Origin of the sequence: Rhodococcus sp. (in: high G+C Gram-positive bacteria), assembly GCF_049286785.1 — a bacterium.
GTDB lineage: Bacteria > Actinomycetota > Actinomycetes > Mycobacteriales > Mycobacteriaceae > Rhodococcus_F.
Genome location: NZ_JBAQEO010000392.1, coordinates 1 through 14,519 on the forward strand (window position 1 = coordinate 1; position 14,519 = coordinate 14,519).

At 65.3% G+C, this 14,519-nt stretch carries 12 protein-coding genes and 1 tRNA gene; 9 read left to right on the forward strand and 4 right to left on the reverse strand.

What is annotated here, in order from left to right; translation table 11 throughout:
• Together WAW17_RS14505 and trxA are read left to right on the forward strand one after the other, a co-directional pair.
• On the forward strand, nt 1-867 hold an 867-nt coding region (locus WAW17_RS14505), incomplete at its 5' end, for a helix-turn-helix domain-containing protein (RefSeq protein WP_422333652.1).
• Between the two features lie 73 nt (nt 868-940).
• The gene (trxA, locus tag WAW17_RS14510; RefSeq protein WP_422333653.1) at nt 941-1,306 is read left to right on the forward strand and encodes a thioredoxin; all 366 of its coding nucleotides are present in this window, start codon (nt 941-943) and stop codon (nt 1,304-1,306) included.
• A 17-nt stretch (nt 1,307-1,323) separates the two neighbouring features.
• Here trxA and polA read toward each other — a convergent pair whose 3' ends face one another.
• Nucleotides 1,324-4,068: a DNA polymerase I gene (polA, locus tag WAW17_RS14515; RefSeq protein ID WP_422333654.1), complete on the reverse strand. Its 2,745-nt coding sequence runs from the start codon at nt 4,066-4,068 to the stop codon at nt 1,324-1,326.
• Nucleotides 4,069-4,333: 265 nt separating this feature from the next.
• Here polA and WAW17_RS14520 point away from each other — a divergent pair, with 265 nt between their 5' ends.
• From WAW17_RS14520 to WAW17_RS14535, 4 genes are read left to right on the forward strand one after another with little or no spacing between them, the layout of a single operon-like run.
• Nucleotides 4,334-5,674: an ABC transporter permease subunit gene (locus WAW17_RS14520; RefSeq protein ID WP_422333655.1), complete on the forward strand. Its 1,341-nt coding sequence runs from the start codon at nt 4,334-4,336 to the stop codon at nt 5,672-5,674.
• A gap of 4 nt (nt 5,675-5,678) precedes the next feature.
• Nucleotides 5,679-6,668, forward strand: coding sequence for a branched-chain amino acid ABC transporter permease (locus tag WAW17_RS14525; RefSeq protein ID WP_422333656.1), 990 nt, complete (start codon nt 5,679-5,681; stop codon nt 6,666-6,668).
• Nucleotides 6,661-7,665, forward strand: coding sequence for an ABC transporter ATP-binding protein (locus WAW17_RS14530; protein WP_422333657.1), 1,005 nt, complete (start codon nt 6,661-6,663; stop codon nt 7,663-7,665). Before WAW17_RS14525 ends, WAW17_RS14530 begins: the two co-directional genes overlap by 8 nt.
• Complete coding sequence (locus tag WAW17_RS14535; protein ID WP_422333658.1) at nt 7,662-8,453, forward strand: ABC transporter ATP-binding protein; 792 nt, start codon at nt 7,662-7,664, stop codon at nt 8,451-8,453. The genes WAW17_RS14530 and WAW17_RS14535 overlap by 4 nt, the downstream gene beginning before the upstream one ends.
• A 79-nt stretch (nt 8,454-8,532) precedes the next feature.
• On the opposite strand, the gene WAW17_RS14540 is transcribed toward WAW17_RS14535, so the two are convergent.
• Nucleotides 8,533-9,861, reverse strand: a complete 1,329-nt coding sequence (locus tag WAW17_RS14540; RefSeq protein ID WP_422333659.1) for an ABC transporter substrate-binding protein — start codon at nt 9,859-9,861, stop codon at nt 8,533-8,535.
• A 240-nt stretch (nt 9,862-10,101) separates the two neighbouring features.
• Nucleotides 10,102-10,722 carry an ANTAR domain-containing response regulator gene (locus WAW17_RS14545; protein WP_422333660.1) on the reverse strand — a complete coding sequence of 207 codons (621 nt, stop codon included), beginning with the start codon at nt 10,720-10,722 and terminating at the stop codon, nt 10,102-10,104.
• A 109-nt stretch (nt 10,723-10,831) separates the two neighbouring features.
• On the opposite strand from WAW17_RS14545, the gene WAW17_RS14550 reads away from it, so the two are divergent.
• Nucleotides 10,832-10,908: transfer RNA gene (locus WAW17_RS14550), tRNA-Leu, on the forward strand.
• Nucleotides 10,909-10,920: 12 nt separating this feature from the next.
• Here the strand turns inward: WAW17_RS14550 and WAW17_RS14555 are convergent.
• The gene (locus tag WAW17_RS14555; protein WP_422333661.1) at nt 10,921-12,288 is read right to left on the reverse strand and encodes a tyrosine-type recombinase/integrase; all 1,368 of its coding nucleotides are present in this window, start codon (nt 12,286-12,288) and stop codon (nt 10,921-10,923) included.
• Between the two features lie 307 nt (nt 12,289-12,595).
• Here WAW17_RS14555 and WAW17_RS14560 point away from each other — a divergent pair, with 307 nt between their 5' ends.
• Both WAW17_RS14560 and WAW17_RS14565 read left to right on the forward strand, forming a co-directional pair.
• The gene (locus WAW17_RS14560; RefSeq protein ID WP_422333662.1) at nt 12,596-12,817 is read left to right on the forward strand and encodes a hypothetical protein; all 222 of its coding nucleotides are present in this window, start codon (nt 12,596-12,598) and stop codon (nt 12,815-12,817) included.
• 137 nt (nt 12,818-12,954) lie between these two features.
• Nucleotides 12,955-14,519: AAA family ATPase (locus tag WAW17_RS14565; protein ID WP_422333663.1), on the forward strand; the 1,565-nt coding region annotated here is incomplete at its 3' end.

Here is a 14,519-nt window from a genome sequence, read left to right on the forward strand (position 1 = left end):
GTGGACGAGCCGATCCGCACCCGATTCGGGTATTCGATCGACGTCCCGTACGACCTGGACCGGCTCGACGAGGCCGACCTCATCATCATTCCGGCCGGCGGAACCGGTACCGCCACCGACGGCTCCTTCACGTGTGAGACCGATCCCGGACCAGCGCTCGACCCTCTTCTCGGCGCACTCCGGGCCGCGGTCGAACGCGGCTCCAGGGTCGCGAGCCTGTGCAACGGCGCGTTCGTCCTCGGCGCGGCGGGCCTTCTCGACGGCAGACGGTGTACCACGCACTGGCGGCATGCCGGACGGCTTGCGGAACTGCACCCGACGGCGACGGTCGATCCGAACGTTCTGTACGTCGACGAGGACCCGGTGCTCACCAGTGCAGGAACCGCGGCGGGCATCGATCTGTGCCTGCACATCGTCCGCAAGGAGCAGGGCAGCAAAGTCGCCAACGGCATCGCGCGCCGCATGGTGGTTCCCCCGCACCGGGACGGCGGTCAGGCCCAGTACGTAGCGATGCCGCTGCCGTCGACATCGATCGACACGCTGGCACCGATCCTCGACTGGATGACCGAGCACCTCTCGCTCGACCTCTCTGTCACCGCCCTGGCGACGAAGGCCAACATGTCCCCGCGCACCTTCGCCCGGCGGTTCCAGGCCGAGACCGGCACCACCCCGGCGCGATGGATCAGCGACCAGCGGGTCCTCGCCGCACAACACCTTCTCGAGAATTCGGACCTCCCGGTCGACGTGATCGCCGAACGTGTCGGATTCGGGGGCGGCGCGGTCCTCCGCCAGCACTTTCTCCGCCTGCGCCACACCACGCCGCAGGCCTATCGGCGCACCTTCCGGGACTCGGAGCGCACCGGCTGACCGGTGGCAGGGAAGAACTGGTGGCCACGCGGCGTTGATGCTTCACAGACTGTCACCGAACGAAAGGACCCCCGTGGCCACCAAGACACTGACTCAGCAGAATTTCGACGAGACCGTGACCGGTAACGACGTCGTGATCGTGGACTTCTGGGCCTCGTGGTGCGGCCCGTGCCGCGCATTCGCCCCTACCTTCGAGGCGTCGTCCGAGCAGCACCCCGACATCGTGCACGCCAAGGTCGACACCGAAGCGGAGCAGGGCATCGCCGCCGCGGCGAACATCCGTTCGATTCCCACGCTCATGGCGTTCCGTGAAGGCGTGCTGGTCTTCAACCAGGCCGGGGCACTTCCGCCGGCCGCGCTCGAAGATCTGCTCACGCAGGTCAAGTCCCTCGACATGGACGAGGTGCGCAAGCAGATCGCCGAGCAGTCGGCTGGATGAGGCGTCGGCGCCGCCGCCTAGTGTGCGGCGGCGTCCCAGCTGCGGCCGGTGCCGACCGACACGTCGAGCGGCACCGACAGCGTGATCGCCGAGGACATGTTGTCCCGGACCAGCTGCTCCACGACCTCGCGTTCGGAGTCGACAACCTCGAGCAGGAGTTCGTCGTGAACCTGCAGCAGCATCCGGGATTCGAGCCCCGCCTGCTGCAGCGCGCCGTGCACGTTGATCATTGCCACCTTGATGATATCGGCGGCCGTGCCCTGGATCGGCGCGTTGAGTGCGGCGCGCTCCGCGACTTCCCGACGCTGCCGGTTGTCGCTGTTGAGGTCTGGAAGGTTGCGGCGACGACCGTACAGGGTTGACGTGAAGCCGTCCTTGCGTGCCTGTTCCACGACGGCATGGAGATAATCCCGGACACCACCGAAACGGGCGAAGTACGCCTCCATCTGCTCCTTCGCCTCCTCGGTGGAGATCTTGAGCTGGGCCGCGAGACCGTAGGCGCTCAAACCGTAGGCCAGGCCGTACGACATGGCCTTCACGCGGCGGCGCAACTCGGGTGTGACCTCGTCGATCGGCACGCCGAATGCGCGTGAACCGACGAAGCTGTGGAGATCTTCACCGGTGTTGAAAGCCTCGATCAGTCCCTCGTCGCCGGACACGTGCGCCATGATCCGCATCTCGATCTGGCTGTAGTCGGCGGTGAGGAGCGTGTCGAATCCCTCACCGACGACGAAGCCGTCGCGGATCTGCCTGCCCGCCTCCGTCCGCACGGGGATGTTCTGCAGATTCGGCTCGGTGGACGACAGCCGTCCGGTGGCCGCCACGGTCTGATTGAACGTGGTGTGGATGCGTCCGTCCTCGGCCACCGTCTTGAGCAGTCCGTCGACGGTCACCTTCAGGCGCGTCGCATCCCGGTGCGCGAGAAGATGTTCCAGGAACGGGTGCCCGGTCTTGTCGAAGAGCCCCTGCAGTGCGTCGGCGTCGGTGGTGTATCCGGTTTTCGTCTTCTTCGTCTTCGGCATCTGCAGCTCGTCGAACAACACCACCTGCAGCTGTTTGGGCGAACCGAGATTGATCTGCTTTCCGATGACGGCGTACGCGGCCTCGGCCGCTTCGGCGACCCGCGCGGCGAAACCACGCTGCAGATCGTGCAGATGGTCGCAGTCCACGGCGATTCCGGCCGCCTCGATGTCGGCGAGGACCTTCAGCAGCGGCAGCTCCATGTCGAAGAGCAGGGCAGTGGACTCGATGTCCTCGAGTTCCTTGTCGAGCGCCGCCGCCAGGTCGAGCACGGCCCGGGCGCTGAGGATCTCGGCCTCGGCGACCTCTGCGTCGGCCTGATCGGCGTCGTCGAGGAGCGAGAGCTGCGCCGTACCCGACTGCTCCACACGCAGTTCGCGCCGCAGGTAGCGCAACGAGAGGTCGTCGAGGCTGAAACTGCGCTGCCCCGGCCGGACCAGGTATGCGGCCAGCGCGGTGTCGCTGGTGAGGCCACCGAGCAACCAGCCGCGACCCCGCAGTGCATGCATGGCCCACTTGGCCTCGTGCAGCGCCTTCGGCTGCTCCGGATCGGCGAGCCATCTGCCGAGCGCCAGCTCGTCTTCCGCGGTAGCGCCGACGGTGGCGACATACGCACCCTCGCCGTCCGCCGCGGCGATGGCGACCGCCGTCACGTCGCCTCCGTACGGGGTGCGAGTACCGACCACCGACACGCCGGCGCGTTCCCCGCTCGAGGCGTGCATGGTCAGCCAGTCGGCGACTGCCCCGGGCGCGAGCGCGCCCCCGCGGACCTCGAAGCCTTCTTCCGCCTCCGCTTCCACCGGCGCGAGGGTGGCGAACAGCCGATCGCGGAGCACCTTGAACTCGAGGTCGTCGAACAGCGCGTGGATCTTGTCGCGGTCCCACTGGGCGAGGACGAGCTGATCGGGGGCGTACGGGAGCGGCACGTCCCGCACCATCTCGGTGAGTTCCCGATTGAGGAGAACAATGGGGAGATTTTCCCGCAACGCGTCCCCGACCTTGCCGCGCACCTTGTCGACGTTGTCCACCAGGCCCACCAGGTCGCCGTACTCCCTGATCCACTTGGTGGCGGTCTTCTCCCCCACACCCGGGATGCCGGGCAGGTTGTCACTGGGGTCGCCGCGCAGCGCCGCGAAGTCCGGGTACTGCGCCGGTGAGAGCCCGTACTTCTCCTCCACCACCGCCGGCGTGAACCGCGTGAGGTCGGAGACTCCCTTTCTGGGGTAGAGCACGGTGACGTTGTCGGTGACGAGCTGCAACGAGTCCCGGTCGCCGGTGACCACCAGCACCCGATAGCCCAGCGCCTCGGCCTGGGTGGTGAGGGTGGCAATGATGTCGTCCGCCTCGAAGCCTGCCTCCGCCATCACCGGGATTCCGAGCGCACCGAGGACGTCCTTGGTGATCTCGACCTGCCCCTTGAAGTCGTCCGGTGCCGTGCTCCGGTTCGCCTTGTACTCCGGGAACTTCTCCGCCCGGAATGTCTGCCTCGACACGTCGAACGCCGCGGCCACGTGGCTGGGTTTCTCGTCACGCAGCAGATTGATCAGCATCGACGTGAACCCGTAGACCGCGTTGGTGACCTGCCCGTTGTGGGTCCTGAAATTCTCGGCAGGCAGGGCATAGAAGGCACGGAAGGCCAGCGAATGGCCGTCGAGCAGCATCAGGGTGGGACGATCGTCGGCCGCCTTTGCCGAATCGGGCGCGACGGACGGGGTGGACCGGGGTGTCGTTGCGGGGCTCACGAGTGCTCAGTCTAGGGAGCGCGTCCGACAGTGCTGAGCCGGACGGTGGGATACCCAAATGAAACGCGCCGGAAATCGCAGAACCCGATTTCGTGCGACCGGAGCCGTTAGAGTCCGGAAATTGCAGCGCGGGCCGCAGGTCGGCTCGCGATCGCATGCCCTGACCGACTATCTGTACCGGAGGACCTGCGTGGCCCCAACCGTGAGGAAGCGACTCGCCCCGGCGCGGACGCAACCGACATCCGCGAGGAACCGGACGTGGGGCATGTCGGTATCCCGGCAACTCACTCGCGCCTTCGCCCTCGCCCTGCTGTGCCTCGTCGCCGCGATCGCTTTCGGCGGCCCGGTGGCGGCGCAGGAACCCACACCGTCACCGCCGACGACGACCAGCACCCGACCGGACGCCGGACAGCCGGCGCCCCCGGACAATGCGGTCCCGGTGAGCGGCACTCTGAACAACGCGGGCGACCGACTGGGGGGCGTCGAGGTGCGGGCGCACGACTCGTCCGGCAACGAGGTGGCGAAGACGACGTCCGAGAGCACCGGCCGGTGGGAACTGCTGGTCGCGCCCGGCACCTACACGTTCGAAATCGACGAGGACACACTGCCCGACGACGTCAGCGTGCAGGGAACCGTGGAACGCGAGGTCGTGGAGGGCCGGGCGAACACGGTCATCTTCTCGTTCGGCGAGGCACGCAGCGGTTCCGGCATCGCCTTCCACGAGAAGCTGATTCGCCAGACGGTCGACGGACTCCGGTTCGGCCTCGTGATCGCCATCGCCGGGGTGGGGTTGAGCCTGATCTACGGGACGACCGGTCTCACCAACTTCGCGCACGGCGAACTCGTGACGCTGGGCGCCGTGGCGGCGTGGGTGATCAACGTGACGTTCGGAATTCAGCTCATCCCGGCCACGATTCTCGCCATCCTCGTGGGCATTCTCATCGGGCTGGCGAACAACGCCGGTATCTGGAAACCGCTGCGGCGACGGAAATCCGGCCTCATCGCGCAGCTCGTCGTGTCGATCGGCGTGGCCATCGCGCTGCGTTACCTCATCCTCATATTCTTCTCCGACCGCTCCGAACCGTTCGCGGACTACCAGGGGCAGGTCCAGCGGGAGTGGGGACCGATCGCGATCACCGACGCGAATCTGGTCTGCATCGCCATCAGCATCATCGTCCTGGTGGGTGTCGCTCTGCTCCTGCAGAAGACCCGGATCGGCAAGGCCATGCGTGCGGTGGCCGACAATCGCGACCTCGCCGCGTCGTCCGGAATCGACGTCGAACGCGTCATCCGGTTCGTGTGGGGACTCGGCGGCGGCCTTGCCGCGCTCGGCGGGGTGCTGTTCGGAATCTCCGAACTCGGTGGCCGCGTCCAGTGGGAGATGGGTTTCAAACTGCTTCTGCTGATGTTCGCGGGCATCACCCTCGGCGGACTCGGCACCGCCTACGGCGCACTGCTCGGCTGTGTCATCGTCGGGTTGCTCGTTCAGCTGTCGACGCTGGTGATCAATCCCGACCTCAAGTACATCGGAGGACTGCTGATCTTGATCGTCATCCTCGTCGTCCGGCCCCAGGGCATCCTCGGCAGCCGACAAAGGATCGGGTGAGGGCATGGATATTCCAGGCGCACTTCAGGTCTCACTCGCCCAGCTCATCGGGCCGTCCGCGATCTTCTACGCCCTACTCGCGATCGGACTCAACCTGCATTTCGGTTATGCGGGTCTGCTGAACTTCGGTCAGATCGGTTTCGCCCTCCTCGGCGGCTACGGCGTGGGAATCATGACCGTCACCTACGAGCAGCCGTTGTGGCTCGGCATCCTCGTCGGCCTCGCAGCCGCCGGACTCCTCGCACTGGTCCTCGGTATCCCGACGCTGCGATTACGAGCCGACTATCTCGCGATTGTCACGATCGCCGCGTCGGAGATCCTCCGGCTGATATTCCGCTCCACTGCCTCCGACCCGGTAACCGGCTCCACCAATGGGCTGTTCGGTTTCGCCGACCCCTTCACGACGCTGAGCCCGTTCGACTCGGGCAAGCAGTACAGCTTCCTCGGCGTGAAGTTCTACGGCGACGACCTCTGGTCGATGGTCGTCGGCTGGACGCTCGTGCTCGTACTGTGCGGTTTCGTGTACCTGCTGACTCACAGTCCCTGGGGACGTGTACTCAAGGCGGTGCGCGAGGACGAGGACGCTGCGCGCGCACTCGGCAAGAACGTCTTCGTCTACAAGATGCAGGCGCTCGTGCTCGGCGGCATGATCGGCGGCCTCGGCGGTGTGTTCAACGCCCTGCAGACGAAGTCGATCAATCCGGACTTCTACTCCACGGCACAGACCTTCTTCGCGTTCGGCGCCCTCATTCTCGGCGGGGCCGCCACGGTCTTCGGACCGGTGGTGGGCGCGATGCTGTTCTGGTTCCTCCTCGCCATCCCGGACGCCCTGCTCCGGCAGGCCATCTCCGGACCCGATCCGCTCCTGTCGCTGACGGAGCAGCAGGTCGGTGCCATGCGCTTCGTCCTGCTCGGCATCATGATCGCGGTCCTGATGGTGTTTCGGCCGCAGGGCATACTGGGCAACAAGCGGGAGGTGCAGCTCAATGCGTGACGATCATCGGCCCGGACCGCAGCTCACGGCCGCCGAGCGAGCGGCGATCTTCGCGAAGGTTCCGGCCTCCCCCGGTGCACCCAAACCGGATCCGATCCTGGTGGTCGACAACGTGTCCCGCACCTTCGGTGGCCTCAAAGCGGTCGACGTCGAGCACCTCGAGATCCAGCGCAGCTGCATCACCGGACTGATCGGACCCAACGGAGCGGGAAAGACCACGCTCTTCAATTTGCTGACCGGCTTCGACCGCCCCGACACCGGCGACTGGTCGATGGACGGGCAGTCCCTCGGCCGCATGTACCCCCATCAGGTGGCCCGCAAGGGGGTGGTCCGCACATTCCAGCTCACCAAGGCGCTCTCGAAGCTCACCGTGCTGGACAACGTGCGACTCGGCGCCACCGGACAGCGGGGCGAACGAATCTTCAGCACTGTGCTGCCGTGGACATGGAAGGCTCAGGAACGCGCGATCACCGCACGCGCCACCGAACTGCTGGTCCGTTTCAAGCTCGACGCCAAGGCCGACGACCTCGCGGGCTCGCTGTCCGGTGGTCAGCGCAAGTTGCTCGAGATGGCGCGGGCTCTGATGACGAATCCCACCGTCGTGATGCTCGACGAGCCGATGGCGGGAGTGAATCCGGCTCTGACGCAAAGCCTTCTGGGACATATCAAGTCGCTGCGCGACGAAGGCATGACCGTGGTCTTCGTCGAACACGACATGGACGTGATCCGTGACATCAGCGACTGGGTGGTGGTGATGGCGCAGGGCAGCGTGATCGCCGAGTCCACACCGGACCGGTTGTCGTCCAACAACGCCGTCGTCGACGCGTATCTCGGTAGCCACCACGATCAGGCGCTCGAATTCGACGACGCGGGAAATCCGGTGGGCCGAACGGCCGTGCTGGCCGAAAAGCTCGCCGCAGCCGAGACCGAGATCCTCGAGTCCGGCGGCGATCTGTCCGAACCAGATATTTCCGACACGAAGCGGGAGCACCCATGACCGACCCGACTCCGGCGGAATTCGCCGCTACACCCGAGGAGCACGCTCGCCTCGCCGAGGGCGCACTGGTTCGTGCGGACGGCGTGGTCGCCGGCTACATTCCCGGTGTCAACATCCTCGACGAGTGCAACTTCTTCCTTCGTGAAGGCGAGATCGTCGGCATCATCGGCCCCAACGGCGCCGGTAAGTCGACACTCCTCAAGTCTCTCTTCGGGCTGATCCCCATTCGCCGGGGTTCGGTGACGTTGCGCGGCGAGGACATCACGTCGAAGCCGGCGCACGTTCTGGTGCAGAAGGGCGTGGGCTACGTACCGCAGACCCAGAACGTCTTCCCGTCGCTGACCATCGAAGAGAACCTCGAGATGGGAATATATCTGCGTCCCAAGAAGTTCGCCGAGCGGTTCGCGTTCGTCGGTGAACTGTTCCCGCTCCTGGTCGAGAGACGGAAGGTGAAGGCGGGCGCACTGTCCGGCGGTGAACGCCAGATGGTCGCGATGGGTCGCGCACTGATGATGGATCCGTCGGTCCTGCTACTCGACGAACCCTCGGCCGGACTGTCACCGATGTTCCAGGACGAGGTATTCATCCGCTGCAAGAAGATCAACGCCGCGGGCGTCTCCATCATCGTGGTGGAGCAGAACGCCCGCCGTTGTCTGCAAATCTGCGACCGCGGCTACGTTCTCGATCAGGGCCGCAACGCCTACACAGACTCCGGCCCCCACCTCCTGCACGATCCCAAGGTGATCGAACTCTACCTCGGCACGCTTGCCGGGAGTCGAGAAAGGTAGTCCCTCCAGCGCAAGGCTGTGGGCCAGGGATTGCCTGGCCCACAGTCATTGTCGGGCGTTGGTTCAGCTCATCCGATGGCTATCCGCCGACGACGATGTAGTCCTCGGTGGTCAGCTTGTTGTCGGTACCGAACTTCAGCTTTCCGTACGAACCGATGGACGGTTCACCCGCGGCACTGAAGTCGAGCGCACCGGTGACGCCGTTGTAGTCGATGTCCTCACCGGCCTTTGCGAGCGGCAGGCACTCCTGATACGACGTGCAGGCCGTACCGCCCTCGGTGACGCTGTTGATGTTGGCCGCGATGTCCCGGCCCGCGGTCGACTTGGCCTGCTCCGCGGCCAACGCGGCGATGATCACCGCGTCGTAGGACTCGCCGGCGTAATTGAAGTCGATCAGGGCACCGTTGAGCGCCTTGAGCCGATCCTGAAAAGCCGGCCCGACATCGGTGAGGGGCGTGGTTCCCTGCATGCCCCCGAGCAGCGGAACCGCCACGGATTCGCCGAGTGCGTTCCCCATGTTCCCGTCGACGCCGTAGAGCAGCATCCCGTCGGACGGTCCGATTCCCACCTCGTGCATCCGACTGATGATCTTGGCCGACTCCTCGAATCCGATGAGAGCCACCGCGTCCGGGCCGAAGTTCTTGACGGAGTCCACCTCCGAGTTGAACGACTGCGCGTTGGGGTCGTAGATGATCTTCTGGACCTGGTCCTTCGGAATCCCGGCGTCCTCGAGGTTCTTGACGATGTTGTCCGCCAGGCCGGTTCCGTAGGGATCGTTGAGCGCCATGATCGACACGCGCTGTGCACCGTCGTCCGAAATGAGCTGTGCCGCTGCCTGAGCCTGCAGCACGTCCGTCGGAGCGGTCCGGAAGTACTGACCCTTGTCCGGGTAGCAGACGAACTGGTCTGACGTGTTGGCGGGCGAGATCATCACGACGCCAGCGCTGGCAATCTTGTCGATCACCTTGAGCGACACAGACGACGACGCTGCGCCGACGATCACCTGCGTGCCGGCGGCCAGTTCCCGGTCGACCGTGGTGTTGGCGGTATCCGTCGTGGTGTCGCCGGAATCACCGGAAACCAGTTCCACCGGCTGGGCGAGAACCCCACCGGCGGCGTTCACATCGTTGACGGCGAGCTGCACGCCCGCCACTTCGGGAGGACCGAGAAACGCGAGGCTGCCCGTCTCGGGAAGCAGGGTACCGATCTTCAGCGGCGTCGTGGACGGCGTCGCCCCTGCCGTCGCCTGATCCGGTGTGCAGTCGGTGGTCACCGTAGGGGCCGATGGCGCACTGTCACTCCCGCTCGAGCTCGAGGAGTCGTCGTTGCTGTCCGAACTGCAGCCTGCCAGCGCGAGAGTTGCCGCTCCGAGCACGGCGGCAGCTCGCACGAGGGTCCGTTTAGCCATCCAAACACTCCTTAGATCGCGTGAGTGCGGACGCCACCCGAGTTGGCGTCCGCTGTGCGATCAGACGCTAGCCGTCCGATCGGTTTCGCGATCCGTAGAGAAAGCCTCGTGACCTTACTGTGATCTGAATGCCGCGACTGTTTACACGGCCGTAGCGTGGTGAACCGTCCGCGGATGCGGGGCACCCGATTCCGGGTCCGGATGCGTCGGCAATGACCACCGCCGGGGTCATCTGCGGTGCTACTTCGCGGGCTCCTCGCCGCCGAGGGCTTCGAGCACCACCTGCGCCACCGCCTTCATCGTGGACCGGCGGTCCATGGCCGCCCGCTGGATCCACCGGAACGCCTCCGGTTCTGTCAAAGCCTGCTTCTCCATCAGCACGCCCTTGGCGCGTTCGACGATCTTGCGGGTCTCCAGCCGTTCGGACAGATCCGAGATCTCCCGTTCGAGCGCGGTCACCTCTTGGAACCGGCTGGCCGCCAGTTCGACGGCGGGCACCAGGTCGGCCGAGGAGAACGGCTTGACCAGATACGCCATCGCACCGGCGTCGCGCGCCCGTTCCACCAGTTCGCGCTGACTGAATGCGGTGAGAATCACAACGGGCGCAATACGTTTCGCCGCAATCTCCGAGGCTGCGTCGATACCGTCACGCCGAGGCATTTTCACATCCATGATCACCAGGTCCGGCTTCAGCTCCACCGCGAGGTCGACGGCGGTCTGCCCGTCGCCGGCCTCACCGACCACGTCGTAGCCCTCTTCACGCAACATCTCCACCAGATCGAGCCTGATGAGAGCCTCGTCCTCGGCCACCACGACACGTCGCGCCTGCGATCCCACATTGTGCTGCTGCGGAGCGTTCATGGTTGGCCTTCTCCTCTGCTCGGACGTCCCCGGAGAGGGGAAGGAACGTTACGAGGGTACCGGTGGTTGACTCCGGACGACGATCTTCTACAGTGGTACAGCGCAACACGCCCTCGTATCCCAATTGGCAGAGGAAACGGATTCAAAACCCGTCCAGTGTGAGTTCGAGTCTCACCGAGGGCACCATTACGGTGCAGGTCAGAGCGCCTTTTCTACCATCTCAGGCTCAGGCCTTCGAGAACGCTGGTCCGCAGCAGTCCGCAGCACCTTCGAACGTCGAGTGTTGACGACCATCGCGGCGCGGCCCGCGGACAGCGGGCTGTGATCTTCCGAACTCGGCGACAGCGCCTTTGTCCTGTCCGTATCGAGTCGCGTCGCGAGCGCGTCGAGCTCGTCGGGGAACAGGTGGCCGTAGCGGTCGAGCGTCAGGGTGGCCGCCTTGTGCCCGAGCATCTTCTGGACCACCTTGACGTTGGCCCCCGAGCGGATCGCCAACGAAGCCGCAGTGTGCCGCAGCTCGTGCGGGACCAGGCCGTCCACGCCGACAGCACTCGCGGCTGTGTCGAACTTCCACCGAAACTCTCCTGGCGTCATCCACTTCGCCTTGCCAGGGAAGACGAGCGCGGTCGACTTGCTGCCCTCGAGGTGCTCGCGCAGCATCTCGACGAGAAAAGCGGGCACCGGTACCGCGCGGGACTCGTGACCCTTCGTGGTGCCCTCGACGAAGCCCTCCCCCGCGACATAGGTCACCGACCGCCGAATCGTCAGCCGTGCGCCTGCAAGGTCGACGTCACGCACGTGGAGCGCGACTACCTCACCGAAGCGCAGGCCGCAGTAGCTCAGCACGTAGACCATCGTCCCGAGTTCCCCGCATTCCGTTGCCAGCGAGTCAACTTGCTGGTGATCCAGATAGCGCCGCTCCGCTTCGATCTTGCGCGGCATCGGGACGCCAGAGGCAGGGTTGGCGGGAAGCATCTTCATGTGCACCGCGTCGTCCAAGACCATCTTCAGCACTTGGTAGGCCTGAATCGTCCGAGACGCCGAGAGCGGTCGAGCAATCCGCGTTCGGCCCTGTCCGTCCTTCTCTTCCGCAACACGGTGCTTGCCCTTCTGCATCGCAGTCACCCATGAGCGGATGCCCGCGTAGTCCACATCCGCAAGGACGACGTCGCGCCACGTCGGCAGCACCAAGCCGTCGAGCAGGGAGCGGTAGCCCGCGACTGTCTTCGGCTTCAGGTGCTCGCGGTGCTTCATCCACTCGTCGGCCATCGTCCCAACCGTGCGGACTCGAGCGTCACTGCCGACAAACCTTCCCGTGACGAGATCTGCCGTTTGCTGGTCCAGCCATTCACGCGCGGCCTTCTCCCCCTCCCCTGGCCCGTTGCCCGCAGGGAAGCTCTTCGAGTGCTCGCGGCCTTCGTGGTCGACGAAGCGTGCCAGCCAGCGGTTCCCCTTGCCGTAGCGCGTCGTCTTGGCGCCCGTCCTGCTCGAGATCCATCGGTCCTCGACGCCGGCCCTGCGATTGCGCCTCTGAGCTACGGGTCTGGGGCTTTTAGTTTCGGTCACCGCTCAAGGTTAGTCCGCAGGTCCGTCCACAAACCGTTTGGTCTTCGTCTTGATCGATCCAGAGAGCGCTCAATTTTCCGCGATTCCCTTCCAGGGCAAGCAAGGTCAAAAGTTGACAGACTCCGGCGATTCCCGCAGGTGGAGCATTCCGCTATTGAACGATCGGATAAACAGAGTTGTCCGTTGATCCTGACAAGGATGCAGGTCAGAGCGTTTTATGAGTTTGCGTGCGGTCGCAGTCTGGTGCATTCTTGGTCGCAACGAACTACCCGTCATCCCCCGGATCGAAACGAGGAGAACCGCCACGATGAAGACGACAACCGTCAACCCGCTGCAAGTCCGCCGATTCACCCTTAAAGAGGTCTCGGAGATCACCGGCTACACCGAGGGCGGTCTACGACAGATGCGATTCCACAACCGCGGTCCGAAGTTCTACCGCTGGGCCGGGCGTCTTGTCTGCGACGAGCCTGACCTTGTCGCGTGGAGCGCAGCCCAGAAGGCGCGGACCGCTATCGGCGGAGAAGCCTGAACGCCGCGAACATTCTCCGAATCGGCTCCCGCCGTGCCTGATTCGGTCGCACCACCACCACCGAGGAAGATCCGCCGCAGCAGCTAGGAGTCCCACATGCATCGCCAAACATAGCCGCCCAAAGATAAGGAGCCGAGATGGTTGCAGACAGCGCAAACCCCCGTCGCCAACCGGGGGAGTCGAAACAACGGGGGTTCGCGGAGCTGGTGGCGAAAAGCCCGGCCGGACAAAAGATTCTCCGCAGAGAACGCGGTCGACCACTCGCGACAGCGATCGCCGAGGACCAGGCCGAAGGGGCTCGACAGCGCGCCAGGCGCGTATCTGAGCGACTCGCGAACCGTCGAGCGATCGCAGCACCCAGCGAGGACGAGTTGCACGAGTTCCTGCGTCCGCTCGACGTCTACGGAGAACAGCCGGTGGAAGGCGGGCCTGACGTAGAGACGATCTCGGACCGCATGACCAACTACGCGGATCGAGAGGGTCTGCTATGGAGGGGGTGGGACGCGGACGGGGTCCCGCTCGACGGGGAGCCGGTGGTGTTGTTCGTCGGTCTGGACGAGCAGAGCGCCGACCTGTTCACTGCCGCGCACCGCGCCGAATTCCCTGGCGTGAAGGTGTTCCCGGCGTGCCCTGACCTCGACCTGTCGGGCCTTTCTGATTGCTTCGTCGCGGCGGGGCTTAACATCGACGACTTTGCCCCGGACGGGGAGCCGTGGGAGCTGTCAGCGGGGGACATCGAGCTGCTGACCCCTGAGGACGCGGCAGAGGACACCCCTGAACTCGACGAGCAGGACGCCGACGACGTGAGTACGGCGACGCCCGAGCAGGTCGACGAGCGGGAGGAGGTTCGGACGTCGCGGCCGGGGATTGTCGACATCTCAGCCTTGCTGTCCCAGGATCTGCCGCCGAGAGTGTGGCTCGAGAACGGCATCATCGAGGCCGACTGCGTCAACAAAGTGACCGCGGCCAGCGGCAGCGGCAAGACGTTGCTACTGGCGCACATGACCGCTAGTTGGTCGAACGGATATTCGGCACTCGACCTTGAGGATGGCAAGCCCCGCAAGCTTGAGCGACCGTTGCGCGTCCTCTACGTGGACGGGGAGCTGGGTCTGCGTCAGTGGCACCGGATCTTCCACAACCTCGGCGTCCTCGACCTCCCGAACTTTTATCTCCGCACCCTCACCGACGACGCTCCGATGTGGCCGGCGCTGTGCACACCGGAAGGCGCAGCCGAGTTCCTTGAGTGGATCGAGTCCGGTGAAGAGGTCGACGTGATCGTGCTCGACACGCTCTCGGCGTTCGTCGGAGGGGAAGAGTCGAGCAATGACACCTGGCTCGAGTTCGACCGCTTGGTGACGCTCCCGCTCAAAGCGGCAGGCTTCACCGTGGTCTACGCCGACCACACCGGGCACGAGGCGCGCCGAGCGCGCGGCGGCAGCGCGAAGAAAGCCAAGCTGGACGTCGAGTGGGTCCTGGACGTACCGGACGGCCGGGCACCGAACGCGCTGCGTATGACCAGCGATCCGCAGACCGGGAAGATGCGCAACGGGCATGACGGCTACCCGATGACGGTCCACCTCGACCGCGTCGACGGACCGCTGGGGCACGTGCGCGTCGACACGATGGACGCCGCCGATGAGCTTCGCGAACTGGACACCCTTGTCGACCCGCGTCGAGTGATCTTGATTGCCCACATGGACCG

Excerpts from the sequence above, each read along its gene's own strand:
- WAW17_RS14520 (WP_422333655.1), top strand. The coding sequence starts at position 4,334 with ATGTCGGTATCCCGGCAACTCACTCGCGCCTTCGCCCTCGCCCTGCTG.
- WAW17_RS14525 (WP_422333656.1), top strand. The coding sequence starts at position 5,679 with ATGGATATTCCAGGCGCACTTCAGGTCTCACTCGCCCAGCTCATCGGG.
- WAW17_RS14530 (WP_422333657.1), top strand. The coding sequence starts at position 6,661 with ATGCGTGACGATCATCGGCCCGGACCGCAGCTCACGGCCGCCGAGCGA.
- WAW17_RS14535 (WP_422333658.1), top strand. The coding sequence starts at position 7,662 with ATGACCGACCCGACTCCGGCGGAATTCGCCGCTACACCCGAGGAGCAC.
- WAW17_RS14540 (WP_422333659.1), bottom strand. The coding sequence starts at position 9,861 with ATGGCTAAACGGACCCTCGTGCGAGCTGCCGCCGTGCTCGGAGCGGCA.
- WAW17_RS14545 (WP_422333660.1), bottom strand. The coding sequence starts at position 10,722 with ATGAACGCTCCGCAGCAGCACAATGTGGGATCGCAGGCGCGACGTGTC.
- WAW17_RS14560 (WP_422333662.1), top strand. The coding sequence starts at position 12,596 with ATGAAGACGACAACCGTCAACCCGCTGCAAGTCCGCCGATTCACCCTT.